Here is a 26,108-nt window from a genome sequence, read left to right on the forward strand (position 1 = left end):
AATAATGGTCGGTTAGCTGCCTGATTGACAGGGATCGACGTGGTTGATGACGATCCGCGGGAGGTTCCATGCCGCTGGATACGTTTCTGGCACTCGTTCTTTTTGCCTTCACGACCTCGATCACGCCGGGGCCGAACAACATGATGCTTTTTGCATCGGGCGCGAATTTTGGCTTTCGCCGGACGATCCCGCATATGTTCGGCATTGGCGCTGGGTTTTTCTCGCTGCTTCTCGGCGTCGGCCTCGGGCTCGGCGCGTTGCTGCATACGGTGCCCGCGCTTTATACAGCGTTGAAATTCGGGGGCGGTATCTATCTTGTCTGGATCGCCTGGAAGATCGCGACGTCACGGTCGCTGAGCGAGGGCATGGAAAGCGTCAAGCCGATGTCATTCGTTGCGGCAGCCGCGTTCCAATGGGTCAATCCCAAGGCCTGGGTTATGGCAGTGACGGCGATGGCGACTTACACCAATCCAGAACTTTACGTCGCAAGCGTGCTGATCGTTGGCTTGGCCTTTGCGGCGGTCAACGTTCCGAGTGTTTCGACTTGGGCCGGTTTCGGCTCCGCATTGCGCGAATGGCTATCCGACCCCGTACGGCTCAAATGGTTCAACGTCACCATGGCGGCGCTCTTGGTGGTTAGCCTCTGGCCGATGTTGAAATAATGGGAAGATCCTTCGACGGAGAAGGCGGACGATCCAAAGCAGTCGTCCGCCGATTCGATCATAACCCGCCGGACTGCACTATGATCGTCGGGTCGGTAAAGTTGCGGTAGCCCAAGAGCGGGATGTCGCAGCGGCGGTCGAACTCGCCGACCGGTGCGATGCGCGGACAGTTCTCCGCGGACTTATAGGGATGTCCGGGAATTTGGTACTCGCCCTCTTTTAGATTGTGGTAATCGCCGGCGGTCGCCCAAGAAGCAAAAACAGTAGCGACAGCGAATGCGGGAAGAATGATCCTGTTCATCGCAATGCCTTTCCCCTGCTTGCACGCCCGCGAAGGATATCACGCAAACCGGATTTGGCCTCGGGATCATAGGGATTAGCTCTTTTGTTTCAGGTGTTTACGCCATCGCAGGGTTGACCTTGATCGCATCCCACATGACGTACGGCAATTTAGCTAACGCCGCGGCAGCTGGATTAATGCGAGCGAGGGCTTGTTGAGCATCAGCCAGAGAATGCCGGCGACGGCGAAGAATGCGGGGAAACCGCACGCGAACCATATCCGGTAGAGGCGGAAATATTCGTCCGGAAGCGGAACGCCGCTGGTGCTTGCCCACCGCGCCAGGTCGCGAAGCCTGATCTGTATCCAAACGACCGGCAGCCAGAAGCGGCCGGTGACGACATAGAGCAGGAGGGAAAGCGCGATCCAGCCTTCACTGAAATCCCAGCCGACGATGCGGGCAAGCAGATACCCTGTCACCGGCTGGAGAATGACGGCCGTGGCCGTGAAGAGCGTATCGGCAACTACTACTGTCCCCGCGACATGCGCAATCAGTTTTGGATCGCGTGTCCGGTGCGCCGCGACCATGAAGAAGGCGATGCTCGCACCTGTTCCGAAGAGGACCGTTGCGCCGATCACGTGGGCGAGCAGGAGACATTGCGCAAGCATTAGCGTTCATCCAGGACGGCGAGGGTGACGAGCGTCAGCAGCAACGACGGCAGGACTTTGACGAGCGGTCCCAGCGGATCGAGCCAAAGTTCGGGCTCCAGAAGTGAACCTCCGGCCAGATAGGCGACAGCGACAGCAACAGCGAGCATGCCAAGGAGGGCTTTGCGGGCGATGGCCGGAAAAGGAGTGCTGCACCGAGCGCGATGTCGACGGCGCAGGTGAAAAGGGTGAGTGCCATCGCCGCGGCGGTCGGCATCAAGGGTAGAAGAAGCTGACTTGCCGCTTTTGGCGACAGAAGCGGAATAATGCCGGATAGCAACCAAAACAGTGCGAGGCATACGACCATCAGCGGCTTCAGCAGATAGAGGCGCGCGAACCACAGATCTTGAATGCCCGACGGGTTGGCTGCCAGTGTAGCCGCGGCCGAGCCGCTGGGGATGGTCGGAACCGTTCCGCTGCTTGTGACGCCCTTGGACATGACGGCCATGGCGGTCGAACGCAAGGGTGAGCGCCAGCCGAGGCGTCCGGCGATATCGGCAAGCCAAGTTAAGGGCTTTGCCAACGCTGTTGGGATGGGGATGACGGGCGCGGGCGGAAGGCCCAGCCACGTCCGATGCAGTTTCACGAGGTCGGAGAGCGTTAACGTCTCTCCGGATGCGAGCGCGACGTCGCTTCCGCTGGCAATTTCGCCGGAGACCGCTGCGTTGACGGCGGCAGCGACATCCTTGATGTCGATCGTCTCGACCGGGCTTTGGGAATGGATAAGCGGCAACCCAAATGGCAGAGACGCGAGTGCTCGTAAGAGTGCTGAACCGCCGTGCGAATTGCGGCCGAGAACGAGCGCCGGGCGTAGAATGACGTAAGATAAACCACTTGACGCAAGGGCATTATCGGCGCGGCGTTTTGTGGCGAGGAACGGCAGATCGGCAACTGGACCACTCGTGTTTGCTGAGATCTGGATGATGAGGCGGATGTTCGATATCTTGGCCGCAGCATAGAGCGCGAGCATCGCATCTGCCTGTGATGCGGCAAGATCGTCAGAGAGGCCGTCCTGCAAGGCGCCTGCGCAGCCAGCGGACATCGGGCCATTTGGTCCGGGCCTGGACGGAAGTGCGGGCAAGGCCGCTTACGACATGGCCATCTGCCACCAGACGGGCGGCGACGGCGGAGCCGATGAAACCTGTTGCGCCGAGAATCAGAATGTTCATGCGCCGAGATTATCGAAAAACCGCAAGGCGCATAGATTGGCTTGGCGGGTTGCCTCCAAGCGCCTTAAGATAAGGTTTCATGCGCGGAGGGCCTCGTCTTGCACGATCATGCTGATCACGACCACGACCATCATCACGACAACCGCTATTCCGACATGCAGGCGCGTGTGAAAGCACTGGAGACGGTGCTGACGGAGAAGGGGTTGATCGATCCGGCGGCGATCGATGCGATCGTCGAGACCTATGAGACGAAGATCGGCCCGCGCAACGGCGCCCATGTCGTTGCTAAGGCCTGGAGCGATGCCGCGTTTGCCGAATGGCTGAACACCGATGCTACGGCGGCGATCGCGAGCCTCGGTTATGCCGGACGGCAGGGCGAACATATGCGCGCGGTCTTCAATACGCCGGAGACCCATAACCTCGTCGTCTGCACGCTTTGCTCCTGTTATCCATGGTCGGTGCTCGGCCTGCCGCCGGTCTGGTACAAGGCGCCGGCCTATCGCGCGCGGGTGGTGATCGATCCGCGCGGCGTGCTTGCCGAATTCGGCCTGACGCTTCCGGCGGAGAAGAAAATCCGCGTCTGGGATTCGACGGCCGAGCTGCGCTATCTCGTCATTCCCGAGCGTCCCGAGGGAACGGAAGGTCTGAGCGAGCAGCAACTTGCCGGTCTCGTCAGCCGCGATGCGATGATCGGAACAGCAATTGCCTCCGCGCCGGGAGTTGTCGCATGAATGGGCCGCACGATCTTGGCGGACAGATGGGGTTCGGGCCGGTCGCGCCTGAAAAGGACGAGCCGTATTTCCATGCCGAATGGGAGAAACGAGCGCTTGGCCTGACGCTATCCTGCGGTGCCTTCGGCGCCTGGACGATCGACGAGAGCCGGCACGCGCGCGAGAACATCCCGCCGCCTGATTATCTTTCTGCAAGCTATTATGAAATATGGATGCGGGCGCTGGAAGTGCTGCTCGAGCGGCACGGGTTCGCAACGGCTGCGGAGATCGACGCCGGGCACAAGCAGACGGCCGGAGCGGTGCCGAAACGGGTTCTGAAAGCGGATATGGTTGCAAGCGTTCTGGCGCGCGGAGGCGCTTGCGACCGTCCGGTGGAAACGGCTGCGCGCTTTGCCGTCGGCGACAAGGTCCGGACGAAGAATTTCAATCCGGAAACGCATACCCGGTTGCCGCGCTATGCGCGTGCCAGGAGCGGCGTGATCGAGGCGGTGCAGGGCTCCTTTGTGTTCCCGGACGACAATGCGCATGGCAAGGGCGAGACTCCGCAATGGGTCTATACCGTCGTGTTCGACGGGAAGGAAATCTGGGGCGAGGGCGCCGATTCCTCGCTGACGGTTTCGATCGATGCCTGGGAGAGCTATCTTGAGCCTGTGTGAAACGGCTTCGCCGCTGGCGCGATCGCCCGAACTGCCAAAATCCGCCGATGGCGAGCCCGTCTTTCCCGAGCCCTGGGCGGCTGCAGCTTTTGCAATGACGGTACACCTCCACGAACGCAGTCTCTTCACATGGAGCGAATGGGCGGAGACGCTTTCGGTCGAACTGCGCACGCCGGGCCGGGCAATCGACGGCAGCGATTATTTCGACTGCTGGGTTGCAGCGCTTTCCTCGCTCCTTGTTAGCAAGGGCATCGCCGATGCTGGTGCCATCCATTTGCTGCAGGAGAGCTGGCAGCGTGCCGCGGAAGCGACGCCGCATGGAAAGCCGATCGAGCTTTCCAACGATCCGCTGCGCTGATTGTCACGACGGAAACTGCTTGTAGCACTCCTCGGCCACCTGCCGCAGCATGTCGCGCGAAATCTCGCCGGTGACAGCATAACCGAGTTCGCCGTCGATCCAGTAGAACGTCTCGACACCGCCGGCGGAGGCGAAGCGGAAGCTCGTCGTCCGGTTCGCCTTGTTGCGGCCGACCAGCGCGGTCAGGCGTTCGCCCGCCTGGTTTTCGTACATGAACATCGCGCCCGGCTTTCCATCCACCGGTAGCAGCCGTCCGCCGACGAGCCGGAAGCCGAGGGACTGCAGGTCCGGCACCTTCAGGTTCGGGATCGACAGCCGTTTGCCGAGCCAGGTCGCCAGATGCGCCTCCTCGTTGGCGAAGACCTCGACCGGGTGGCGAACCTCGCTTGCGTAGACCAGGAATGCGTTCTGTGCCTCTGCCGGCAGCGTCTCGGAAGCGGCAAGCTTCAGCTCGGGTTGCTGGACGAGCGGAGGGCCGTAATGACCGGCAAGGGCGCCAAGCGCGAAGAGGAAAACGGCGGCTGCGGCGATGGCCGAGCGTCTTGCCCAAATGGAAGCGCCATTCTCCGGCGTGACTAGCAGGATGTCGCTTTCCTTGGATTTTTCGTAAGGCGCGAACATCGCGCGGATCGCGGCATTCTGTGCCTGCCATGCCGTCACCTTGGCGGCGTCCTCGGGATTGTCCTGCAGCCATGTCTCGACACGGGCGCGGGCGCTTTCGGGCAACTGCCCGTCAGCATAGGCGTGGAGATCCGCTTCGGGCACGGTCGGGTTGGTTTCGTTCATTTCGGTCTCCGAAGCGTAATCACATTGTCAGCCTTCATTCGGTCCCCAAGCCTCTGGCGGGCGCGCGACAGGCGTGACATGACGGTGCCGACGGGTATGTCGAGCGCGGCGGCCACCTCGCTGTAGGTATAGCCTTCGATGACCACCAGCATCAGCACGGCACGGTTCTCCTCCGAAAGGCTGTTCAGCGCATCTTCCAGCCGCAAGCGTTCCAGCGGGTCGGCGGGCGTCTCAGGCGAGGGCAGGACCTCGGCACTGTCAAGCTCGACCATCATGCCGGGCGGGGTCTGGCGGCGCGTGTTGCGGTAGAGATTGGTCATGATGGTCAGTGCCCAGCCGCGCAGGTTCAGGCCGCGCCACTGCGAACGGCGGGCAAGCACTTTCTCGACACAGTCCTGCAGCAGATCCTCGCCATCGGCGTCGGAGCGGGTGAGGCTTCGCGAATAGCGCCGGAGGGAGGGAAGGAGGGCCAGGATCTGGCCCTCGAATGTTTCAGGTGCGGGTGTCTTCACGCCGGTTCACTCAGGGCTTGGCAAGCTCCCAATTGCCGCCCACGCCATCGCCGGTGATATCGCCCTTCTTGGTATCCTTCACCCAGAAATAGAGCGGCATGCCGTCCTTGGCCCATTGCTTCGTGCCATCCTTGCGATCGATGATCGAATATGCCCCATCGGCCTTCGCATCGCTAGCGGCCTTCAGCGGCGGCCAGTTCTTGGCGCATTGGTCGTAGCAATTGGAAACGCCCTTCGTATCCTTCTTGAAGGTGTAGAGCGTCATGCCGTTTTCGCCGGCAAGCACTTTGCCCTTGGCGGTCTCGACGGTCATCACCGGCTCTGCCGCGAATGCAGCCGTTGCCGCAGCGGATGCGACGGCGAAAGCGATCAAGAATTTTGCGGATTTCATGCGGGTCTCTCCTCACGTTCGGCAGGCTTTTCGCTGCCGGAGATGAGACACGGGGAGCGGTGATTTTATTCCATGCAGAGGGTGAAATTTTTGAAATGAATGCCTCGTTTGCGCCCGATGGCGACTTGCCCGCCTTGAACCAGAAACATTCGTCGCTTAAATTGCCGGCAATCGATCATTTCAACAGGATGTGTGCAGCAATGGATTTCAACCCGATCGCAACGCCAATTCGCCTTGCCACCGGGGAACGTCATATCCATGCCTGCATCCATCACTGTCTCCAATCTGTCGTGGTCCACGCCTGACGGCCGGCCGCTTTTCTCAAATCTCGATCTGAACTTCGGCACGGACCGCGCAGGTCTTGTCGGCCGCAACGGCGTTGGCAAGACGACGCTTCTCAAGTTGATCTCCGGCGAACTCCAGCTTCAGTCCGGGACGATAGCTTTGGGCGGTAGCCTGGGCGTGCTGCGCCAAAGCGTCCAGGTGGAGGCCGACGAAACGGTTGGCGATCTCTTCGGCGTGACCGGGGCGCTCGCCGTCCTTCGGCGGGCCGAGGTGGGCGAAGCGACGGTCGAAGAGCTTGCGTCTGCCGACTGGACGCTGGAAGCACGCATGGCCTCCGCTCTCGATCGCACCGGGATCGATGCTGAGGCCGGAACACGTCTTGCCGCGCTATCGGGCGGACAGCGCACGCGGGCGAGACTTGCCGCACTGATCTTCATCGAGCCCGATTTTCTCATCCTCGACGAGCCGACCAATAATCTCGACCGCGATGGACGCCGAGCCGTCATCGACCTGCTCGCAAACTGGCGGGCGGGAGCCATCGCCGTTAGCCATGACCGGGAACTGCTCGAAACCATGGACGCGATCGTCGAGTTGACGACGCTCGGTGCGACCCGTTACGGCGGCAACTGGAGCCAGTACCGGGAGCGCAAGGCTGTCGAGCTGGCTGCAGCGCAGCATGATCTCGCCGACGCTGAGAAGCGTGTGGCCGAGGTTGAGCGAAGCGCGCAAGCGACAGCCGAACGGCAAGCGCGCAGGGATCGCGCCGGCCGGAAGAAGGCAGCCAAGGGTGACATGCCGCGCATCGTCGCCGGCGCATTGAAACGGCGTAGCGAAGCAACACGCGGCGACAACGCCCGGCTTGCCGAACGCAGGCGTACCCAGGCGCTTGAAGACGCCGCCGCCGCGCACGAGAAGATCGAAATCCTGCAGCCTTTTTCGGTGACGCTGCCGCCGGCTGGACTGCCTGCCAACAAGGTTGTCCTGAAGATGGACTCCGCGACGGCAGGCTATCGGCCTGCCGATGCGGTCCTTAGCGATCTGTCCTTCGAGATCGTTGGACCGGAGCGCATCGCCGTTACCGGCCCAAACGGTTCGGGCAAGACGACATTGCTGGCCCTTGCCACCGGGGAGTTGAAGCCATGGACCGGGACGGTTTCAGTCATGACCAAGTTCGCAATGCTCGACCAGCAGGTGAGCCTGCTCGATCCGTCGATCTCGATTCGCGACAATTTTCTGCGGATAAACCCGCGCGCGGCGGAAAATGCCTGCCGGTCGGCGCTCGCCCGCTTCATGTTCAGGGCCGATGCGGCGCTCCAGATCGTATCGACGCTCAGCGGCGGCCAGCTGCTGCGGGCCGGCTTGGCGTGCGTTCTGGGCGGACCGAAACCACCCTCGCTCCTGATCCTCGACGAACCGACCAATCATCTCGACATCGATTCGATCGCTGCGGTCGAAAGCGGATTGCGTGCCTATGACGGCGCGCTACTGGTCGTCAGTCACGATGACGTCTTTCTGGACGGCATTGGGATTACGCGCAGACTGGAATTGCCTACGGGCCATTCACCAGCTTGAGGATGAGCTGCTGGATATTGCCGCCTTGGCCCATCTCGACCTTGTCGAAATCGCGGCCCTGCTGGCGCTGGTAACCGGAGAGTTCGCCGAGGCGTTTCGTCAGCACGACGCGGATCTTGCTGCACTCCGGATCGTCGGCGGCGGTGAGGCCAAGGCTGTAGGCCTCGATCGCCTTGACCATATGCTTGATGGTTTCGCCGTGCCAGCGCTCGTGGGTCTCGACGCCTGTAATGAAGCTCTCCCAACTCACCTTGGTCGCAGGCGGTAGCTGCGTCGAAGGCTTCGGCAGCGTGTACGTGATGATCAGTTTCGGCCGCGCCACCGTCAGCTTGCAGGATTTGTCCGGCTGCGGCTCGTACTTCCTGGTCCAGGTGAGCTTGAAGGTAGTATGCGCGATCACGCGTCCGATGCCGGCCTTCGGGCCATGTTCGCCGATCGATGCGTAGAGCTCGGCGCCCGATTTGCCGGTGATGGCGTAGGGCCTGGCCTGTTCGACGGCCAGCCATTCCGCCTGGGCGGCAGCGGGCACCGGCACAGCCAACATCATCAGGCAGAGTTGAATGCTTCTTCTCACGCGAATCCCTCAGGCAACGCGGCGACACTAAAGGGCGCAAAACCTGCGTTCAAGCGGCTGAGAGCAGGCAATCGCGCGGCAGCTACCTGCTGGCGCACTTTTCCGCCTTGCTTCGCGGCCGCGAATCCTGCCAAGTCGCTCGCATGCAATTTGCTCCGCAACAGGACGAAGCCCTGAAGGCCGTTTCGAAATGGCTGAAGGAGGGCCGGTCGCCGCTCTTCCGTCTGTTCGGCTATGCCGGAACGGGCAAGACGACGCTCGCCAAGCATTTTGCGGAGAATGTCGACGGCGACGTGCTGTTTGCCGCCTTCACCGGCAAGGCAGCGCAGGTGTTGCGTTCGCGCGGGGCGAGCAACGCCAAGACGATCCATTCGCTGATCTACCGTCCGCGCGGCGAAGAGGCGGTCGAGGACGAGCAGACCGGCAAGACCTCGATCGCGCCGATGTTTTCCATCAACCGGCAGAGCCCGGTCGCCAAGGCTGCGCTGATCATCGTCGACGAATGCTCTATGGTGGACGAGGCGCTCGGCAAGGATCTCATGAGTTTCGGCACGCCGATCCTGGTGCTCGGCGACCCCGGCCAGCTGCCGCCGGTTTCGGGCGGCGGCTTCTTCACCAATCAGGAGCCGGATTACCTGCTGACGGACATCCACCGGCAGGCGCGTGACAATCCAATCATTAAGCTTGCCATGCAGGTGCGCGAGGGCAACGAAATCATGCATGGCGACTACGGCACCGCCCAGGTGATCTCGAAGAACGAGGTCAACCAGGCGCTGGTGCTCGACGCCGACCAGGTGCTCGTCGGCACCAACCGCACGCGGCGGCGCTATAACCAGCGGCTGCGCGAGTTGAAGGGCTTCACGGCGGATTATCCACAGACTGGCGACAAGCTCGTCTGCCTGCGCAACGACCCCGCCAAGGGGCTGCTCAACGGCTCGCTCTGGCAGGTGATGACGTCGTCGAAGGAGACGACGAAGCCGGGTATCAACCTGCTCGTGCGGCCGGAAGACGACGACATGGATCGCGGCGCGGCCAAGATCAAGCTGCTGAAGCAGGCTTTCGAGGATGTCGAAGGCGAAATCCCGTGGAACACGCGCAAGCGCTACGACGAATTCGATTTCGGCTATGCTCTGACCGTGCACAAGGCGCAGGGCTCGCAGTGGAATAATGTTGTGCTCTTCGATGAAAGCTGGGCCTTTCGCGATACCCGCGAACGCTGGCTTTACACGGCGATTACCCGCGCGGCGGAAACGTTGACAATCGTGCGGTGACGCTGCGGAAACGGTGGCGGCCGTTGCCGGAGCGTCAAATCTTGACGATGCCGAGAAGCACCGCCTTGGCGATCGCCTGGAAGCGGTTGTTTGCGCGGAACTTCAAGATGATGTCGGCTTCGAGCGCCTGTGCTTCGTCATGCTTCAGGTCAAGCGACCGGGCGATGCGCTGCGTCGAGAAGCCCTCGGCCATCAAAGAGAGGCAGCGCAATTCCTTATCCGAAAGAGTGGATTGATCCTCGTTGTCGTTCAGCGACGGTATCTCGCTGCTGGCGTCGGGGTCGAGCAGGTCGCTGACCTGCTGTAGCTGACGGTGCAGTGTCGACATTTCCGCCGTTAGCTCGCGCTTGCGGACGGCGAGCGCCTCCTGGAATATTGCCTCGGCTTCCTCCTGTGAGGCAGCGCGGCCCAAATCGCCCATCAGTTCCTGAATGACGGCGATCGGCATCCCTGCCTCGCGGCAGATGTTGATGACGGCCATGCGCATCACGTCGTCTTCGCCGTAAACGCGCATCAGGCCGATGCGGTTTGCCGAGAGCAGTCCTTTCTCTTCGTAGAAATGTAGTGTCCTGTGCGTGACCCCGAATGCGTTCGCCATTTCGGCGATTGGCACCGGTCCCTCAGGCAAATCCGGCGGTAGTGCTGCAGATGGTAGGAACCGGTATCTGGACTTGGACCGGCTTTCCGAAGCTTTACCGGCGGCACGTTTGGCACCGTCTGGCATGAACCCTCCTGGAGCAAATAGTTGCACCTCATGCGGTTTGCCAGTTGCTTCGAAGGCGCTGCGGAGTGGTGTTTCCTCGAGGCGTTCTTGTCGTCGGGAAGAAGCAGTACGCGGCGTACTTACTCGATACTTATTCTCACGTTATGCGTGAATGGGCATTTTTGTAAGTGCTAAAAATAATCGTTCTTAAATAGGATAGCAACGCGCAGCATTCGAAAACTTGATATCCGGCGTGACGTTAGCCAGATTGGCAGCAGGCGCACTGAATCGCTGGTGAGGCGTCCATCACAGATTTGCATGCAGCCATATGCGAATCTCGTTGGCCTCGGCGGGTTCGTTGGCATAAAAGCAGCTCACGCTTTACCCATATCGAATGGATCATCGACATGCCGACGACGCTTTCCGTGAACCTCAACGCCATCGCCATGCTGCGCAACAGGCGCGATCTGCCTTGGCCGAGCGTGGAAGGGCTGGGGCGCATCGCCTTGCAGTCAGGTGCCAGCGGGCTGACCGTCCATCCGCGGCCGGACCAGCGGCATATCCGATTCTCTGACCTGCCGGTGATCCGCAACCTGATCGACGACGAGTTTCCGGAAGCAGAGTTCAATATCGAGGGCTATCCGACGGGGGAATTCCTCGAGCTCTGCAAGGATGCCGCACCCGAGCAGGTGACCCTCGTGCCCGATGATCCGTCGCAGGCGACATCCGATCACGGCTGGGATTTCCGCAAACACCAGGCCTTCCTCACGGACGTCGTCGCACGGCTGAAGAAGATGGGAGCCCGCGTTTCGCTGTTTGCCGATGGCGACGGCGATGCCGAGGCGGTTAAGATCGCCAAGGCGGTGGGGGCGGACCGGATCGAGCTTTACACTGGCCCCTATGGCGGCTGTCACGACGCGCCGGAGCGGGCAGGTCCCATTCTCGAAGCGCTCGGCAAGACGGCGGACGCAGCCCTTGCGATCGGCCTGGGCGTCAACGCCGGCCATGACCTGACTGTCGCCAACCTGCCGCCGCTCGTGGCGCGCATCCCGAAACTTGCAGAAGTTTCGATCGGCCACGGCCTGACGGCCGATGCGCTGGAATACGGCATGGCGGAAACGGTGCGGCGGTTCTGCCGGGCCTGCGGGCAGAAGGCTTGAGGCTATCGGATTTTCGGTAGATGCGGATCGGCGATAAACCCGCCACCGCAGGGCCGGTTCTTCGGTCCCTAAGCCCTCCGCCGGAATCCTCGGTCTTGAGCCGAGGATCCAAGTTGCTACTCGCCGATGCAAGAGTGGATGCTCGGGTCAAGCCCAAGCATGACGGAGTGTTTGAAGGCGCAGCGGCTCAAGAGGCGGCGACGTGCTCTTTGTCCCGGTGCGCCAGCCTCCTGAGTGCAAGCGGCCTACGCCAGCAGCGCCGCCTTGTTTGCAACGAAGAAGTCCTTGAGCTTCTGCGTCTGCTTGCCGGTCAGCGTCTTGAAGTCGTCCGTGACGAGATCGAAGTTGCCGGCGCGGATGTTGGCATCTGCGGAGACCAGCATGTCGGCGACGAAATCGGGAAGCCCCGCGCCCCGCATACCCTGGCCGAGCTGCTCGTCGCTGACTTTGACGGCCTGTAAGGGCTTTCCGACAGCAGCAGCGATGCCGGTGGCGATCTCGTCGGCCGTCAGCGATTCGCTGCCCGTTAGCGTGTAGGTCGCGCTTTCGCTCGTGCCGGAGGCGAGGGCGGCGGCGATCGCCAATGCGCAGTCTTCGCGGGAGATGTTGGAAATCTTGCCGTCGCCGCTTGCCGTGTACCAGCTGCCGGACTGCAGGTTATGCGGCATGCCGTGTAGATAATTGTCGAAATACCAGGCGTTGCGGATGATCGTGTAGGGAATGCCGGCTGCCTTGATGGCGTTTTCGGTGCCGAGGTGATCCGGTGCGAAAGTGACGACCGACTTGTCCGGCGAGGGCATCGAGGTATAGGCGATGTGCTTCACGCCGGCCTTGGCGGCAGCCTCCACGGCGGCCTTGTGCTGCGTCAGGCGCTGGCCGGGAACGGCGAGCGCGTCGGTGCTGATGATGAGCAGCCGATCGACGCCCTTGAAGGCGGCTTCGAGGCTTGCCGCATCGTCGAAGTCGGCCTTGCGGGTGGCGACGCCCCTTGTGGCGAGCGCAGCAAGTTTCGCCGGATCGCGGGTGGCGGCGACGATGCTTCCGGCCGGAACCTTGTACGTTTCGAGCAGGTGATGAATGACGCGCTGGCCAAGTTGGCCGGCGGCGCCGGTGACGAGAATCGTTTCGCTCATAGGTCTTCCTCTATGGTAGTCTCAAAAAGAGAGCAGCTCTAAAATAGGAATTGACTTCGCGCTGTAAAGAAGGCAGTTTTTCCGCTCTACGTTACCAAAAGGGAACCAGCCCATTATGAGCGCTGTCGTCAATCTGAAGAGCAAGCCGGCCCCCGGTATCCGCCGGGAGATCGATCTCGGCAGTCTCGATTTTAACAATTGCCCGGTCAGGGACATGATGCAGCAGATCGGCGGCAAGTGGTCGACGCTGCTTTTGGAGGCGCTTGCCGCGCGGCCCTACCGCTTCGGCGAGCTGCGGCGGAAGATACCGGATATCTCGCAGAGGATGCTGACGCAGACGCTGCGTGACCTGCAGCGCGAGGGCTATATCGAGCGGGAGGTATTTCCGACGAAGCCGCCGAGCGTCGAATACCGGGTCACCGAGCTCGGGCGCTCGCTTTACGCCACGCTGGCGCTGCTTCTGAACTGGGCGGAAGCGAACCATGATGCCGTTCGCGGCGCCCGCGCCCGCTTCGATGCCGCCGGAGGCTGAGATGCGGCTTACTTGCCGCGCCCCTCGGTAAGGAAGAGCAGGAAGGCAAAAGCCGGAAAGCAGAAGCCGATCCAGGCTGTCATCGTCCATCCCCCGGCCGCATAGGCCCAGCCGCCGAGCGCCGAGCCGAGAGCGCCGCCGGCAAAGAACGTCGCCATATAGAGACCGTTCAAGCGGCTGCGATGGTCAGCACTGATCGCGTAGATCGAGCGCTGGCCGCAGACCATATTGGTTGTCACGCCGAAATCCAGAAGGATCGCCGCCGCCGTCAGCAGGACGAGCGCGGTCAGCGAACCGTCGCCCGCGAAGTGGCTGATGACGAAGGCCCCCATGCCGATCAGCATCGCAAAGGCCGAGGCAACCTGCGTCAGGCCACGGTCGGCGAGGCGTCCAGCGATCGGCGAGGCGATGGCGCCGGAAGCTCCGGCAAGCGCAAAGAGCGCGATGCCGTTCTGGGAGAGGCCGAAAGCCGGGCTTGCAAGCAGCAGCGGCGTCGTCGTCCAGAACAGGCTGAAGGCACCGAACATGCCTGCCTGATAGAGCGCGCGGCGCTGCAGGATGCGCGACGTCACTGCAAGGTGGAGCATCGAGGCGAGCAGGGCGCCGTAGCCGAGCTTCGTATGCGGGACGCGAACTGGCAGATTTGCGCGCAGGATGAGGACCAACCCGACCATGACGGCCGCCGTGATGTAATAGACCATGTGCCACGACGAGGCTTCGGCGACGAAGCTCGCAAAGGGGCGAGCCAGCATGATGCCGCAGAGAAGACCGCTCATGACGTTGCCGACGACGCGACCGCGCATCGCATCCGGCGCCATATGGGCGGCGAAAGGCACCAGAACTTGCACCGCGACCGAGGAGAGGCCGATGGAGAGCGAGGCCAGCAGGAACAGGGCGGGCGTTGAGGAAAGTGCTGCACCGATGAGTGCGGCGGCCGATACCAGGATCAGCATCAGCGCGAGGCGGCGGTTTTCGAGCAGATCGCCGAGCGGCACGATGAGAAGCAGGCCGATGCCGTAGCCGATCTGCGTCAGCGTGACGATCAGGCCGGTGGCCGCCGGCGTAAAACCGAGATCGGCGCTGATCGGACCGGCCAGCGGCTGCCCATAATAGAGATTGGCGGCGACAAGGCCGCAGGCGGCCGCAAAAAGAAACGTCATCAAAGGTGAGATCGTCCGGGGCACGGCGGTCTCATTCGTTGCGGTTGAAATGCTCATGAAAAACTCCGATATGCGGAATTGGGGAGGATCGGTCTTGAAGTCGTTCTGCGCCACCCGCTTCTTGCGGGCGAAGCGTTTCAGGCGAGAAGTTTCATCGCGGCGTCCGCGACGGCTGTCATGTCTTCCTCGCGGCGGCCGGTCTTGCCGGCGACGCGCATGCCTTGCGTGAGGCAGAGCAGGGCGCGGGCCGTTGTCGCCGCATCGAGCGTTTCCGGGATAGAGCCGTCGGACTGGCCGAGACGGATGAGGTCCAGCAGCAACGCTTCGTTGGCCGCGAAGGCACCGGCGACGCGCTCTGCCGCTTCCCCGTCGAAGATCGCAAGCTCGTTGGCGCTGCCGACGACGAGGCAGCCGCGGCGGCCGATGTCGCCGTGCGATGACGCGGCGTAAAAGCGCAGGAGCTCGTAAATCTTGTCGCGCCCGCTCTCCGCCTTGTCCAGGCGCTCATCAAGCAAGCTGCGGCGCACGGCGCGGTACCGGTCAAAGGCAGCCAGAAAGATGCCGCGCTTGTCCTTGAAGGCCTTGTAGACGCTGCCGGAGGTCAACTCCATCGCGTCGGTCAATTCGCTGATGGAAGCTGCATGATAGCCGCGTTCGGAAAAGACGCAGAGCGCCTCGTCGAGTGCTGCATCCATGTCGAATTCACGCGGCCTGCCGCGGGGTCGGCTTTTGTCGTCGAGGATCGCTGTCGTCATGGCTCACCTAATTAGGAAATGATCGTTTCCAAATCAAGCGAAACTTTGCGAAGCGGCGAAATCAGAGATCGAGAACCCAGGTCTGGCCGGTTTCCTCCGGGCCAAACATCCCGTGTCTCTCCTCGGAGACAAGTCGGAATCCGGCCTTCACGTAGATGCCGCGTGCGGCGTGCAGGACGTCGTTCGTCCAGAGCGATATCTGCCGGTAACCTTTTGCCTTTGCAAAGCGGATGCACTCGTCGACCAGCATCCTGCCAAGCCCCGAGCCGCGTGCGGCTTTGTCGACATAGAGGAGGCGGAGCTTGGCAATGCCGTCGCCACCGTTCGTGACGAGGATCGAGCCGACGTTGATTCCATTGCGCTCGGCGATCCAGCAATATTCCATCGCCGGGTCGAAGTCCGCCAGAAACTTGCCGGCGACCTCGGCGACGAGGCCCTCGAAGCGCATGTCCCAGCCATATTCCTCGGCATAGGCCTTGCCCTGGCTCTGGACGATCCAGCCGATGTCGCCGGGCCGGTGTGCGCGGATGATCGGTGGGTTCGGCTTTATGTTTGGGTCGAGCAGCGAGCGGATAGTCTGCATGGCGCTGACGACGCTTTGCCGCTCGCCAAGGGCAAGCGCCTCGAAACGCTCGGCAATCTGCGCATTCGCGCGGTGGCCGAGTTCCCGGAACTGCTCGTATCCCTTGCCGGTGACACTGATGGTCTGGCTGCGCAGGTCGGCAGGATCGGCCTTCGTCTCGATCAGCCCTTCGCTGCGGAAGCGCTTCAGAATGCGGCTGAGGTAAGCGGGGTCCAGATGCAGATCGCGCACCAGCGTGACGGCGCTGATGCCGTCATGCGAGCCGATCTCGAAAAGCACCCGTGCATCCGTCAGCGTGAAGGGCGTGTCGAGGTAGGCCTTGTTCAGCACGCCGAGGAAGTTGGTGTAGAAGCGGTTGAAGTCGCGGGCAGCGTCGATGAGAGCAGAATCATACATGGACAAAACCTCCTATTAGGAGATTTTGTCCTGTATTTAGTTGACTGAGTCAAGTAAACTGCACGTTACGCAGCTTCTGTTTTCTCGCTCGGCACTTCACCGATTGAAAAGTCGACAGCGGCCTTTGCGTGGATCGCCGTGGTGTCGAAGCCAGGCAGGGGCAGCCTGTTTGGATCGAGAATGAGGCAGATCTCGGTGCAGCCGAGGATGATGCTGTCTGCGCCATTTGCGCGTTCGCGTTCGATGATCTCCATCAGCTTTGCCTGAGAACTGTCGAGCACTTTTCCGGCGCAAAGCTCGTTGAAGATAATGTCATGAATAATGGTGCGGTCGTCTGCATCCGGAACCCTCACGTCGACGCCCAGGCTTTTCATGCGATCCGCGTAAAAGCCATGCTCCATCGTGTAGCGCGTTGCGAGCAGCAGCGGACGTTTGCGCCCGGCAGCCTTCAGCGACTTCGCCGTCTCGTCGATGATATGGATCAGCGGAACAGAGAGCCGGGATGCGACCTGATCGGCGATCAGGTGCATGGTGTTGGTGCAGATCAGGATGCAACTGGCACCGGCGGCCTGCAGGCGAAGCGCGACATCGCCGAGGCGCGCGGCAGCGGCGTTCCAGTCGCCCGCCTTCTGCATGGCGACGATCTCTTCGAAATTGACGGAGTGCATGACGAGTTCGGCCGATGCGAGGCCGCCCAGGCGTTCGCGCACCATCTCGTTCGCCAGACGATAATAGACCACAGAGCTTTCAAAGCTCATGCCGCCGATTAAGCCGATTGTTTGCATTTTCGCGCTCCTGCTGTTCAGATTTCTATCTGCGCAAAGCATGCATCAGTCTTCGCGCCGAATCTTTGCATTCTTTGACCGACTTTGCAGCCTCGATCTAGAAATTTGCGCATTTTCTCTGTATCGTGCAAAAAATCGGCGCCAATATGAAAGACGGCAATGCTTGATGATCGTGACAAAAAGATTCTCGACCTTCTCCAGGCGGAGGCCGGCATTTCCGTCAGCGATCTCGCCGAGCGTGTCGCGCTTTCGGTATCGGCCTGTTCGCGTCGTATCCAGCGCCTCGAGGAAAGCGGCCACATCGCCCGGCGCGTCGTCGTGCTCGACCGCGAAAAGATGGGCGTGCCGACCACGGTCTTTGCGCTGATTAAGACGGCGCATCATTCCGATGAATGGATCGAGACGTTCCGCAAGGCTATCAGCGGCATTCCGGAAATCGTCGAAGCCCATCGGCTGACGGGCAATCAGGATTACATCCTGAAGATCGTGCTGCCACGCGTCGAGCATTACGACGTCATCTACAAGCAGATCGTCCGCAAGGTCGAGCTGTTCGAGGTCGCGGCGTCGATCTCCATGGAACTGCTCAAAGGCGGCACAGCGATCCCGGTCAGCTATGCCGACTGAGACTGCAGGGCAGCCATGCCGAACCGGCAGTTGAAACCTGCCCGTAAAGCGTGACATTTGCGACAGCGAAATGGCGAAGAGGGCTATGTCATGAGCGATCATCGTGTCGTCGTTGTCGGCGGCGGTTTTGGCGGGCTGCAGTTCGTCAACGGGCTCAAGGGCGCGGGGGCGAAGATCACACTGGTCGATCGCCGCAACCACCATCTCTTCCAGCCGCTGCTCTATCAGGTCGCGACGACGATCCTGTCCACCTCGGAGATTGCGTGGCCTATCCGCCATCTCTACAGCGATCGGCCCGACGTCACGACGCTGCTCGGTGAAGTCACCGGCGTCGACACCTCGACAAAGCAAGTGGCATTACGCAGCGGAATGACGTTAGGTTATGACACGCTCGTTCTGGCCACCGGCGCAACGCATGCCTATTTCGGGCGCGACGACTGGGCGCCCGTTGCTCCTGGTCTGAAGACATTGGAAGACGCGACGACGATCCGCCGACGCGTGCTCCTGGCCTTCGAGCGCGCGGAGACCGAAACCGACCCGGTCGCGCGCGATGCGCTTCTGACGTTCGCGATCGTCGGAGCGGGACCGACCGGCGTCGAGCTTGCAGGCATCATCGCCGAGCTGGCGCGCAAGACTCTGCCGCGGGAATTTCGCAACATCGATACGCGCAATGCGAAAATCGTGCTGATCGAAGCGGGGCCGCGGGTGCTTGCGAGCTTCGCCGAGGAGCTTTCGGCCTATGCACAGCAGGCGCTCGAAAAACTCGGCGTCGAGGTTCATCTCGGCGAATTCGTGACGGACTGCACCTCAGAGGGCGTAAAGGTCGGCGAGAAATTCATCCCGAGCCGGACGATTGTTTGGGCGGCGGGCGTGGAGGCGTCGCCGGCGGCGAAATGGCTGGATATACCAGCCGACCGGGCAGGCCGGGCTATCGTCGAAAAGAACCTGAGCGCGCCGGGATTGCCGGATGTCTTCGTCATCGGCGATACGGCGTCCGTCGTTCGGGAAAACGGCAAGCCGGTGCCCGGGATCGCGCCCGCCGCCAAGCAGCAGGGCGCTTACGTTGCGAAGGTCATCCGCGCGCGGCTGCAGAACAAGCCTACGCCGGGGCCTTTTCGCTACTGGCATCAGGGTAGCCTTGCCACGATCGGCCAAAGTGCCGCGATTATCGATTTCGGCAGGATCAAGCTCAAAGGGTGGATCGCTTGGTGGATATGGGGCATCGCCCACATCTACTTCCTGATCGGCACGCGCTCGCGCTTTGCCGTCGCCTGGAGCTGGCTCTGGATCTATCTCAGCGGCCAGCACAGCGCGCGGCTGATCACTCAGAGGGAAACCATGCGGGAAGAGAAATAGGCAGGCGGCTCGGTGAGCCGCCTGCCTGTTGTCAGGCCGCCAGCGAGGCGATGTCGATGACGAAGCGATAGCGCACATCGCTTTTGATGACACGTTCGTAAGCTTCGTTGATGTCCTGGATCGCGATCTTCTCGATTTCGGAGACGATGTTGTGCTCACCGCAGAAGTCGAGCATTTCCTGCGTTTCCTTGATCGAGCCGATCATCGAGCCGGAAAGGCTCTTGCGGCCGGCGATGATGGAGAAGGCATGGACAGGAACGGCATGTTCCGGAACGCCGACAAGCACCATGGAGCCATCGAACTTCAGAAGGTTGAGGTAGGCGTTCCAGTCAATCGCCGTGCCGACCGTGTTGATGATCAGGTCGAAGGTGCCGGCGAGCTTGGTGAAGGTCTCGGCATCGCTCGTGGCGTAATATTCCTTGGCGCCGAGCCGCAGGCCGTCTTCCTTCTTTGACAACGTCTGGCTGAGCACGGTGATATCGGCACCCATGGCGGCGCCGAGCTTGACGCCCATGTGGCCGAGCCCACCCATGCCGACGATTGCGACCTTCTTGCCGGGACCGGCCTTCCAGTGACGCAGCGGCGAATAGAGCGTGATGCCGGCGCAAAGCAGCGGCGCGCCCGAGTCGAGCGGGATGTTGTCCGGGAAGGAGAGGACATAGCCTTCCTTGACGACGATCGAGTCGGAATAACCGCCATAGGTTGGCGTTTCGCCGTCTGCTTCAACGTCGTTGTAGGTCTGGGTGAGACCTGGCAGGAAATGTTCGTAGTCGAGGTCGCGTGTAGCGCAGCCGATGCAGGAATTGACGAAGCAGCCAACGCCGACGCGATCGCCGACCTTGAACTTCGTGACCTTTGAGCCGACAGCGGACACCACGCCGGCAACTTCATGGCCCGGGACCATCGGGTAACGCGAATTGCCCCATTCGTTGCGGGCTTGGTGGATATCCGAATGGCAGACGCCGCAATACTGAACCGAGATAACGACATCGTCGTCATTCGGCTCGCGGCGCTCGAAGGTGAGGGGCGTCAGCGGTTTCGACGCATCGGTCGCGGCATAGCCTTTTGCAATAGCCATCTGAAACTTCCTTTGATGTGAGAATTGGACGGCCGAACTATGCATCGAAACTGCAAAGAAGTGCTAGAAAGATCCTGCGAGCTTTTTGCACGATCCTGCAAATCCGCGCTGTCTGGTAGCAAGGCTATTGGCGGCCGTTGCAGCCGCACACTGTCGTTCAGGTGTGCTGCGCCATGCTCCAGGGTGATGATTTGTGAACATCCACGCGTGAAAAACGTTCCCACGCAGACTGTCGGTCAAGGGTCGACCTTCAGCTCTGTGGTTCGCCAATTTCTATTGCGTGCCCATCCGGATCGTAAAAACGGAAGACCCGCTGGCCCCACGCTTGTTTTTCTACGGGGTGGATCAGTTCCACATGCGGCGCGATCTTTTCAAAGGCGGCATCAACATCGCCGTGTTCGAAATACAAAATCCAGTTTCTTCGCCCATAGGATTCGGCGGCGTCACGCGTTTGGCGCCAGACCGTTTGTTCAAGCGATCGTCCCTCATGGATCGCAAAGCCGGACTCGAAAAGGACAAAATTCCCGGCGTCCTCTATAATTTTTAGACCGAGCAGCTTGTTGTAGAATTCCTTCGAGCGATTTATGTCGCGAACGAAAGGAATAGGATTGATGAAACGCATCGTTTTCTACTCCTTTGCTTCCTGAGACCGCATAATGCGACTTCGGGTTTGTGGGATGCTGCCATGAAGCTTAGATAAAATGAACTGTGCCTCTCAGAACGAGTTACTCAATGACACTGCCCTTCCACCCTTATCAGGAAATCGCTTCCATCGCGGCGCGCCATACGTCCGGGGAGGGCGAGTTCACGACGGCAATCGGCAACCTGTTCCTGAGCCGCCGTTCCCAGCCCGCGGGGCCTTTCCACTCGGCCTACCGCCCCTGCGTCGCTATGGTGCTGCAGGGCGCAAAGAGCGTCAGGCTTGGGACGGAAACGCTGAACTACGGCACCGGTGACTACCTCCTGACGTCACTTGACCTTCCGGTGTCGTGGCGTGTGACGGAAGCACACCCGGAGGCGCCCCATCTATGCTTTGCAATGGCGATCGATGCCGAGCGGGTTGCTGCGCTTCTGCACCGTGTCGACATCCCGCGCCCGGAGGCGAATACCGGCGGGCTGCGCGGCATGGTCGTCAACGCTGCGCCGCCGGAATTGCTGGATGCCGCCGTGCGGCTGGTGCGCCTGCTTGACCGTCCAAACGATATCGCCGCCATGGCGCCCCTGATCGAGCAGGAGATTCTCTATCGCGTTCTGACGGGGCCGGACGGCCCGCGCCTCCTGAGCATTGTGCTATCAGAAAGCCAGAGCAACAGGATTGCCCGCGCGGTTGCGTGGCTCAGGGAAAACTATGCGCGACCCCTGAGGATCGAAACGCTCGCCGATCATGTCGGCATGAGTGTCTCTTCGTTCCATCATCATTTCAAATCCGTCACAGCACTGACGCCGGTGCAGTTCCAAAAACAGCTCCGCCTGCACGAGGCGCGTCGCCTGATGATGGTCGAGCGGCTGGATGCCGGAATGGCCGGGCATCGCGTCGGATATCAGAGCCCGTCGCAATTCAGCCGGGAATACAGCCGTCTTTACGGGATCTCGCCTGCGCGCGACGTCGATGCAGAACTCTTGGCGACCGCTGCCGAATAAAGCGGCCGGCTGCAGAAAATTTGTGCTTCGCCTGTCGTGACCCCTCTTGACGGGGGACGGCGTCTGCGCGATAAGCACCCACGAACCGTACCGTACGGTACGTATTTGGGAGCGCATATCGTGTCTGTCGAAACCTTGGAGCCCAGCGAATTTTCGCCGCGTCAGAACGCCGTTCTGGAGCAGGCGCTGCAGCTTCTTGTCGATGGCGGGGAGAAGGCGCTGACGACCTCCGGCGTCGCGCGCGCCGCCAACTGCTCCAAGGAAAGCCTCTACAAGTGGTTCGGCGACCGCGATGGCCTGCTGTCTGCGATGATCGCCTATCAGGCAAGCAAGGTGCGCACCTTCGAGCGCAATGGCGAGCGGCTGACGGCGGCAAGCCTGCATGACCATGTCGTCCTTTTCGCACGCGACCTGCTGGAGGTTCTGGCCGGCGATGTCTCGCTGGCGTTGAACAGGCTGGCGATCGGCCAGTCGCATCGCGACGGCTCGAAGCTCGGCAAGCTGCTTCTGGAGCGCGGCCGCCGCCAGATCGACCGCCGCGCCATGGCGCTGATCGATGCGGGGAAGCGGGCCGGGCTGCTGCGCTTTTATGATGCCGACGAAGCCTATCACACGCTTTACGGCCTGATTGTTTCCGATCTGCATGTGCGCATGCTGCTCGGCGAGCCAGGCCTCAAGGATACCGCACGCCAGGCGGAGAGGGCGGTCACCGCCTTCCTCCGGCTTTACGGCACGGAGAAGGTTCTGGCGGAAATGCCGGCGCTGAGCTGATTTCCGCTGTTCTACCATCAACACGACAAGCAAAGGGAAGGAACTTCAAATGCGCGTCTATTACGATCGTGATGCCGATCTCAACCTCATCAAGTCCAAGAAAGTCGCCGTCATCGGCTACGGCTCGCAGGGCCGCGCCCATGCGCTGAACCTGAAGGACAGCGGCGCCGGCAACGTCGTCATCGCGCTCAAGGCCGGTTCACCGACCGTCAAGAAGGCTGAAGCCGACGGCTTCAAGGTCATGACCGTTGCCGAAGCCGCCAAGTGGGCCGACCTGATGATGATGGCGACGCCTGACGAACTGCAGGCCGACATCTACAAGGCGGAAATTGCTGCCAACATCCGCGACGGCGCCGCGATCGCTTTCGCGCACGGCCTCAACGTCCACTTCGGCCTCATCGAGCCAAAGGCTTCGGTCGACGTCGTCATGATCGCGCCGAAGGGCCCGGGCCACACGGTTCGCGGCGAATACCAGAAGGGCGGCGGTGTTCCCTGCCTCGTTGCCGTTCACCAGAACGCGTCCGGCAATGCACTTGAACTCGCTCTCTCTTACGCCTGCGGCGTCGGTGGCGGCCGTTCGGGCATCATCGAAACCAACTTCCGCGAAGAATGCGAAACCGACCTTTTCGGCGAGCAGGTCGTTCTCTGCGGCGGTCTCGTCGAGCTCATCCGCGCTGGTTTCGAAACGCTGGTCGAAGCCGGTTATGCGCCGGAAATGGCCTATTTCGAGTGCCTGCACGAAGTGAAGCTGATCGTCGACCTGATCTATGAAGGCGGCATCGCGAACATGAACTACTCGATCTCCAACACAGCCGAGTGGGGCGAGTACGTTACCGGCCCGCGCATCATCACCGAAGAAACCAAGGCCGAGATGAAGCGCGTCTTGAAGGACATCCAGACCGGAAAGTTCACCTCCGAGTGGATGCAGGAATACCGCGCCGGCGGCTCGCGCTTCAAGGGTATCCGCCGCGTCAACGACTCGCACCAGATCGAAGAAGTCGGCGCCAAGCTGCGCGGCATGATGCCGTGGATCGGCAAGAACAAGCTGGTCGACAAGAGCGTCAACTAAGCGCGTCTTGACTGCTGATTAGAAGGGGCCGGGCGCAACGCTCCGGCCCTTTATTTTGGAGCAAGGTGCCGGCAATCTCCGGCATCCCAAGATAAAAAACCGTCAACGGCAAGTTGACGAGGGCCAAGAAGCTGGGCATCTTGCTCTCGCTGGTGGAAACTGAGCGGGGCACAGCGCGCTGAATTGGGCTTAAAGAACAGAAGCAATTGAAAAATGCTGAGACGCGGTCTTGATATCGCGTCGTAATTGGTTGGTGGTGCCGGCTTTCGGCCATCCACTCGCAGGCATCTCGCATTCGCATGTCATTCGGATCGGTCAGGTCAATCTGCTCGGAGGGGACTGTGAAGACAAAACTGCGCATTTGCTCCATGGCGCTCGTATTCGCGCTCGCGGCGGTCCTGCCAGCCGGCGCGACAGATCTGGTGATCGCCATGCCGAACTGGCCGTCGGGGCAGGCGGCCGCCAATATCCTGAAGGTCGGGATCGCCAAGAAGTTCGGTCTCGAAGCAGAAATTCAGCCGCTCGGCACGCTCAATGCTTTCGTCGGGCTCGATGGCGGCAAGGTCGATATTCAGCCCGAGGTGTGGCGCCCGAATTTCGACGAGCTCATCAAGAAATACGTGACGGAAAAGAGCACCGTGACCCTGTCGCCGCGCGGCGTGGCTGCATGGCAAGGCCTCTGTGCGACGCCCGAGGCGGCAAAGACCATAAAGTCGGTCAGCGACTTGGCCGATGCGGCCAAGACGAAGATCCTCGATACGGATGACGATGGGCTTGGCGAGATGTGGATCGGCGCGCCCACCTGGCTGTCGACCGGCATCGAGCGCGTGCGGGCCAACAGCTATGGCTATGGGGCGAACCTGACGCTGGTCGAAGTGGAGGAGGACGTCGCCATGGCCGCGGTGGATGCGGCAGTGGCGACAGGTCGGCCGATGGTATTTTACTGCTATGCGCCGCACCACGTATTCGAACTCCACAAACTCGTCCGTCTCGAGGAGCCGCCGCACGACGATGCCAAGTGGAAGATCGTGCCGGCCCGCGATCCATTGTGGATCAGCAAGTCGAGCGCGACCACGGCCTGGGACGCCACCGAGTTCCGGATCGCCTACGCCACCGCCTTCGGCAAGAAACACCCCGATATCGCCAGGTTTCTCGATCACGTGGATTTCTCGCAGGAAGAGGTGACGAAGATGAGCTACGCGCTCGAGGTGGAGCGCCAGTTGCCGATCGACTACGCGACCAAATGGGTCGAAGCCAATGCAACACGAATCGACGGGTGGGCTAAGCAATGACGAAGGGCTTCGATCGCCGCCAAACCGTCGTCGCGCGGCCTCGCAGAATCGGCGCATTCGTTCTTGCTGCCGCCGTGTGCCTGGGACCGCTCGTTGTTCTCGCACAGACGCAGATTTATGATTCGAAGACGCACAAATGGGTCGACTTCGATAAGAAGAAGGCGCGGCAATACTATGCGCGCAACAAGCAGCCTCCGGAGGCGTTCCGCAGGCAGCTTGTAACGTTCCGCACGGCCGAGGAGCCGGGCACGATCATCATCGACGGAAACCAGCATTTTCTCTATCTCGTGCAGCCCGGAGGCCAGGCAATCCGCTACGGCATCGGCGTCGGGCGCGAGGGGTTCGGTTGGGCCGGTATGGTCCGCGTTGGACGGAAGGCAGAAAACCCCACCTGGACGCCGCCGCCGGAGATGGTGGCGCGTGACCCTAACGCGGCAAAATGGGCCGCCGGAATGCCGGGAGGGCGCCCGGACAACCCGCTCGGCCCGCGAGCCATGTATCTCTACGAAGGCGACAGCGACACGATCTACCGCATTCACGGAACTGTTGAACCGTGGACGATCGGGCTCGACGTTTCGTCCGGCTGCATCCGGCTGAACAACGACGACGTTGTCGACCTTTACTCCCGGGTCTCGGTTGGTGCGAAGGTCATCGTCTTGATGCAAGGAGCGGCGCTTTACAAGGGCATCTGAAGGACTGCGGTGGCAAGGCCGGTGAGAGCGCTGTCTTTGGGGGTGCGCTGGCAACAAAAGGAACGGAGGCGGACGTGTCGGGAATACCTATGAACGGGCGTTTGAACTGGACGATGGCATTCATTTCGGTTGCGGCCGCACTTCTTGGCGCCTGCCAATCGTCGGCGCCGCCACCGACCGAGATGTCGCGAACCAGCCTGCAGACGGCGCCGGCCGATCTGCAACTGATTTGCGCCAACGCGGCGGCGAAGAGCGCCGGCACAGAGAGTACAAAGATCCTGCCGATGGGTTCGCGTCAGATCGATGCGGCGACATATGGCGTCGACCTCGACGCAAGCGGCCGGAAATTTACATGCGTGGTCGACAATAACGGCACCGTGCGCTCCGTCACGCCGGCCTGAGCGTCGGCAGATCTGCCGTCCCGCG

At 61.4% G+C, this 26,108-nt stretch carries 33 protein-coding genes and 1 pseudogene; 16 read left to right on the forward strand and 18 right to left on the reverse strand.

The genetic code is table 11. From position 1 onward, the window contains the following. Positions 1 to 68: 68 nt before the first annotated feature. Positions 69 to 662 (forward strand): LysE family translocator, encoded by a 594-nt coding sequence (locus N2599_RS06205; RefSeq protein ID WP_027508893.1) that lies wholly within the window; start codon positions 69 to 71, stop codon positions 660 to 662. 58 nt (positions 663 to 720) lie between these two features. Here N2599_RS06205 and N2599_RS06210 read toward each other — a convergent pair whose 3' ends face one another. The 5 genes and pseudogenes from N2599_RS06210 to N2599_RS06230 all read right to left on the reverse strand — a co-directional run bounded on the left by N2599_RS06210 (position 721) and on the right by N2599_RS06230 (position 2,816). Then, on the reverse strand, positions 721 to 963 hold the full coding sequence (locus N2599_RS06210) for a hypothetical protein (RefSeq protein WP_037141234.1): 243 nt from the start codon (positions 961 to 963) through the stop codon (positions 721 to 723). Positions 964 to 1,116: 153 nt separating this feature from the next. Next, on the reverse strand, positions 1,117 to 1,608 hold the full coding sequence (locus N2599_RS06215) for a DUF2269 family protein (protein ID WP_027508894.1): 492 nt from the start codon (positions 1,606 to 1,608) through the stop codon (positions 1,117 to 1,119). Continuing rightward, positions 1,608 to 1,757, reverse strand: a complete 150-nt coding sequence (locus N2599_RS06220; protein ID WP_245209214.1) for a DoxX-like family protein — start codon at positions 1,755 to 1,757, stop codon at positions 1,608 to 1,610. The genes N2599_RS06215 and N2599_RS06220 overlap by 1 nt, the downstream gene beginning before the upstream one ends. Beyond that, positions 1,748 to 2,689: pseudogene (locus N2599_RS37590) on the reverse strand (DoxX-like family protein); the annotation flags it as partial. The gene N2599_RS06220 and the pseudogene N2599_RS37590, both read right to left, overlap by 10 nt. Then, positions 2,646 to 2,816, reverse strand: a complete 171-nt coding sequence (locus tag N2599_RS06230; RefSeq protein ID WP_245209215.1) for an NAD-dependent epimerase/dehydratase family protein — start codon at positions 2,814 to 2,816, stop codon at positions 2,646 to 2,648. The gene N2599_RS06230 and the pseudogene N2599_RS37590, both read right to left, overlap by 44 nt. A 98-nt stretch (positions 2,817 to 2,914) precedes the next feature. Between N2599_RS06230 and nthA the strand changes: the two genes are divergently transcribed. The 3 genes from nthA to N2599_RS06245 are packed head-to-tail and all read left to right on the forward strand — an operon-like array spanning position 2,915 to position 4,561. Further along, positions 2,915 to 3,547 (forward strand): nitrile hydratase subunit alpha, encoded by a 633-nt coding sequence (gene nthA, locus N2599_RS06235; RefSeq protein ID WP_027508895.1) that lies wholly within the window; start codon positions 2,915 to 2,917, stop codon positions 3,545 to 3,547. Continuing rightward, complete coding sequence (gene nthB / locus N2599_RS06240; protein WP_027508896.1) at positions 3,544 to 4,203, forward strand: nitrile hydratase subunit beta; 660 nt, start codon at positions 3,544 to 3,546, stop codon at positions 4,201 to 4,203. The genes nthA and nthB overlap by 4 nt, the downstream gene beginning before the upstream one ends. Beyond that, positions 4,190 to 4,561: a nitrile hydratase accessory protein gene (locus N2599_RS06245; protein ID WP_027508897.1), complete on the forward strand. Its 372-nt coding sequence runs from the start codon at positions 4,190 to 4,192 to the stop codon at positions 4,559 to 4,561. Before nthB ends, N2599_RS06245 begins: the two co-directional genes overlap by 14 nt. Before the next feature lie 3 nt (positions 4,562 to 4,564). Here the strand turns inward: N2599_RS06245 and N2599_RS06250 are convergent, their stop codons facing one another. The 4 genes from N2599_RS06250 to N2599_RS06265 form a co-directional block, all read right to left on the reverse strand. Beyond that, the gene (locus N2599_RS06250) at positions 4,565 to 5,347 is read right to left on the reverse strand and encodes an anti-sigma factor family protein (protein WP_027508898.1); all 783 of its coding nucleotides are present in this window, start codon (positions 5,345 to 5,347) and stop codon (positions 4,565 to 4,567) included. Next, on the reverse strand, positions 5,344 to 5,859 hold the full coding sequence (locus N2599_RS06255; RefSeq protein WP_027508899.1) for an RNA polymerase sigma factor: 516 nt from the start codon (positions 5,857 to 5,859) through the stop codon (positions 5,344 to 5,346). The genes N2599_RS06250 and N2599_RS06255 overlap by 4 nt, the downstream gene beginning before the upstream one ends. Before the next feature lie 10 nt (positions 5,860 to 5,869). Continuing rightward, positions 5,870 to 6,250, reverse strand: coding sequence for a COG4315 family predicted lipoprotein (locus tag N2599_RS06260; RefSeq protein ID WP_027508900.1), 381 nt, complete (start codon positions 6,248 to 6,250; stop codon positions 5,870 to 5,872). A 65-nt stretch (positions 6,251 to 6,315) separates the two neighbouring features. Further along, positions 6,316 to 6,522 (reverse strand): hypothetical protein, encoded by a 207-nt coding sequence (locus N2599_RS06265; protein ID WP_084606397.1) that lies wholly within the window; start codon positions 6,520 to 6,522, stop codon positions 6,316 to 6,318. On the opposite strand from N2599_RS06265, the gene N2599_RS06270 reads away from it, so the two are divergent. Continuing rightward, entirely contained in the window at positions 6,509 to 8,107 is a 1,599-nt protein-coding gene (locus tag N2599_RS06270; protein ID WP_027508901.1) for an ABC-F family ATP-binding cassette domain-containing protein, read from the forward strand. The two genes, N2599_RS06265 and N2599_RS06270, sit on opposite strands and share 14 nt — an antisense overlap. Here the strand turns inward: N2599_RS06270 and N2599_RS06275 are convergent. Further along, entirely contained in the window at positions 8,085 to 8,654 is a 570-nt protein-coding gene (locus N2599_RS06275) for a DUF922 domain-containing Zn-dependent protease (protein ID WP_037141237.1), read from the reverse strand. The two genes, N2599_RS06270 and N2599_RS06275, sit on opposite strands and share 23 nt — an antisense overlap. 170 nt (positions 8,655 to 8,824) lie before the next feature. Between N2599_RS06275 and N2599_RS06280 the strand changes: the two genes are divergently transcribed. Next, positions 8,825 to 9,952, forward strand: a complete 1,128-nt coding sequence (locus tag N2599_RS06280; RefSeq protein ID WP_027508903.1) for an ATP-dependent DNA helicase — start codon at positions 8,825 to 8,827, stop codon at positions 9,950 to 9,952. A 34-nt stretch (positions 9,953 to 9,986) separates the two neighbouring features. Here the strand turns inward: N2599_RS06280 and N2599_RS06285 are convergent, their stop codons facing one another. After that, entirely contained in the window at positions 9,987 to 10,676 is a 690-nt protein-coding gene (locus N2599_RS06285) for a MerR family transcriptional regulator (protein ID WP_027508904.1), read from the reverse strand. Positions 10,677 to 11,062: 386 nt separating this feature from the next. Here N2599_RS06285 and N2599_RS06290 point away from each other — a divergent pair, with 386 nt between their 5' ends. Beyond that, positions 11,063 to 11,815 (forward strand): pyridoxine 5'-phosphate synthase, encoded by a 753-nt coding sequence (locus N2599_RS06290; protein WP_027508905.1) that lies wholly within the window; start codon positions 11,063 to 11,065, stop codon positions 11,813 to 11,815. Positions 11,816 to 12,060: 245 nt separating this feature from the next. Here N2599_RS06290 and N2599_RS06295 read toward each other — a convergent pair whose 3' ends face one another. Beyond that, positions 12,061 to 12,948 carry an SDR family oxidoreductase gene (locus tag N2599_RS06295; RefSeq protein WP_027508906.1) on the reverse strand — a complete coding sequence of 296 codons (888 nt, stop codon included), beginning with the start codon at positions 12,946 to 12,948 and terminating at the stop codon, positions 12,061 to 12,063. A gap of 112 nt (positions 12,949 to 13,060) precedes the next feature. On the opposite strand from N2599_RS06295, the gene N2599_RS06300 reads away from it, so the two are divergent. Then, positions 13,061 to 13,480 (forward strand): winged helix-turn-helix transcriptional regulator, encoded by a 420-nt coding sequence (locus N2599_RS06300; RefSeq protein WP_027508907.1) that lies wholly within the window; start codon positions 13,061 to 13,063, stop codon positions 13,478 to 13,480. An 8-nt stretch (positions 13,481 to 13,488) separates the two neighbouring features. Here the strand turns inward: N2599_RS06300 and N2599_RS06305 are convergent, their stop codons facing one another. The 4 genes from N2599_RS06305 to N2599_RS06320 all read right to left on the reverse strand — a co-directional run bounded on the left by N2599_RS06305 (position 13,489) and on the right by N2599_RS06320 (position 17,159). Continuing rightward, complete coding sequence (locus N2599_RS06305; protein ID WP_027508908.1) at positions 13,489 to 14,697, reverse strand: MFS transporter; 1,209 nt, start codon at positions 14,695 to 14,697, stop codon at positions 13,489 to 13,491. Between the two features lie 80 nt (positions 14,698 to 14,777). Beyond that, complete coding sequence (locus tag N2599_RS06310) at positions 14,778 to 15,395, reverse strand: TetR/AcrR family transcriptional regulator (RefSeq protein WP_027508909.1); 618 nt, start codon at positions 15,393 to 15,395, stop codon at positions 14,778 to 14,780. A 61-nt stretch (positions 15,396 to 15,456) separates the two neighbouring features. Beyond that, entirely contained in the window at positions 15,457 to 16,374 is a 918-nt protein-coding gene (locus tag N2599_RS06315) for a bifunctional helix-turn-helix transcriptional regulator/GNAT family N-acetyltransferase (protein ID WP_027508910.1), read from the reverse strand. A 65-nt stretch (positions 16,375 to 16,439) separates the two neighbouring features. After that, complete coding sequence (locus N2599_RS06320) at positions 16,440 to 17,159, reverse strand: aspartate/glutamate racemase family protein (protein ID WP_027508911.1); 720 nt, start codon at positions 17,157 to 17,159, stop codon at positions 16,440 to 16,442. Positions 17,160 to 17,318: 159 nt separating this feature from the next. Between N2599_RS06320 and N2599_RS06325 the strand changes: the two genes are divergently transcribed. Continuing rightward, positions 17,319 to 17,783 (forward strand): Lrp/AsnC family transcriptional regulator, encoded by a 465-nt coding sequence (locus tag N2599_RS06325; protein WP_027508912.1) that lies wholly within the window; start codon positions 17,319 to 17,321, stop codon positions 17,781 to 17,783. Positions 17,784 to 17,873: 90 nt separating this feature from the next. Next, positions 17,874 to 19,139 (forward strand): NAD(P)/FAD-dependent oxidoreductase, encoded by a 1,266-nt coding sequence (locus N2599_RS06330; protein WP_027508913.1) that lies wholly within the window; start codon positions 17,874 to 17,876, stop codon positions 19,137 to 19,139. Between the two features lie 31 nt (positions 19,140 to 19,170). Here N2599_RS06330 and N2599_RS06335 read toward each other — a convergent pair whose 3' ends face one another. Both N2599_RS06335 and N2599_RS06340 read right to left on the reverse strand, forming a co-directional pair. Next, positions 19,171 to 20,217, reverse strand: a complete 1,047-nt coding sequence (locus N2599_RS06335; protein ID WP_027508914.1) for an NAD(P)-dependent alcohol dehydrogenase — start codon at positions 20,215 to 20,217, stop codon at positions 19,171 to 19,173. A gap of 250 nt (positions 20,218 to 20,467) precedes the next feature. Further along, on the reverse strand, positions 20,468 to 20,839 hold the full coding sequence (locus N2599_RS06340; protein WP_027508915.1) for a VOC family protein: 372 nt from the start codon (positions 20,837 to 20,839) through the stop codon (positions 20,468 to 20,470). A gap of 110 nt (positions 20,840 to 20,949) precedes the next feature. On the opposite strand from N2599_RS06340, the gene N2599_RS06345 reads away from it, so the two are divergent. The 6 genes from N2599_RS06345 (at position 20,950) to N2599_RS06370 (ending at position 26,083) form a co-directional block, all read left to right on the forward strand. After that, positions 20,950 to 21,858: an AraC family transcriptional regulator gene (locus N2599_RS06345; RefSeq protein ID WP_027508916.1), complete on the forward strand. Its 909-nt coding sequence runs from the start codon at positions 20,950 to 20,952 to the stop codon at positions 21,856 to 21,858. A 105-nt stretch (positions 21,859 to 21,963) separates the two neighbouring features. Further along, the gene (locus N2599_RS06350) at positions 21,964 to 22,629 is read left to right on the forward strand and encodes a TetR/AcrR family transcriptional regulator (RefSeq protein WP_027508917.1); all 666 of its coding nucleotides are present in this window, start codon (positions 21,964 to 21,966) and stop codon (positions 22,627 to 22,629) included. A 49-nt stretch (positions 22,630 to 22,678) separates the two neighbouring features. Continuing rightward, positions 22,679 to 23,698, forward strand: a complete 1,020-nt coding sequence (ilvC, locus tag N2599_RS06355) for a ketol-acid reductoisomerase (protein ID WP_027508918.1) — start codon at positions 22,679 to 22,681, stop codon at positions 23,696 to 23,698. A gap of 368 nt (positions 23,699 to 24,066) precedes the next feature. Further along, entirely contained in the window at positions 24,067 to 24,990 is a 924-nt protein-coding gene (locus N2599_RS06360; protein WP_037141247.1) for an ABC transporter substrate-binding protein, read from the forward strand. Further along, positions 24,987 to 25,682 carry a L,D-transpeptidase gene (locus tag N2599_RS06365; RefSeq protein ID WP_027508921.1) on the forward strand — a complete coding sequence of 232 codons (696 nt, stop codon included), beginning with the start codon at positions 24,987 to 24,989 and terminating at the stop codon, positions 25,680 to 25,682. Before N2599_RS06360 ends, N2599_RS06365 begins: the two co-directional genes overlap by 4 nt. An 89-nt stretch (positions 25,683 to 25,771) precedes the next feature. Next, entirely contained in the window at positions 25,772 to 26,083 is a 312-nt protein-coding gene (locus N2599_RS06370) for a hypothetical protein (RefSeq protein WP_051336482.1), read from the forward strand. The last annotated feature ends 25 nt before the right edge of the window (positions 26,084 to 26,108 follow it).

It is taken from the genome of Rhizobium sullae (assembly GCF_025200715.1).
Classification (GTDB): domain Bacteria; phylum Pseudomonadota; class Alphaproteobacteria; order Rhizobiales; family Rhizobiaceae; genus Rhizobium; species Rhizobium sullae.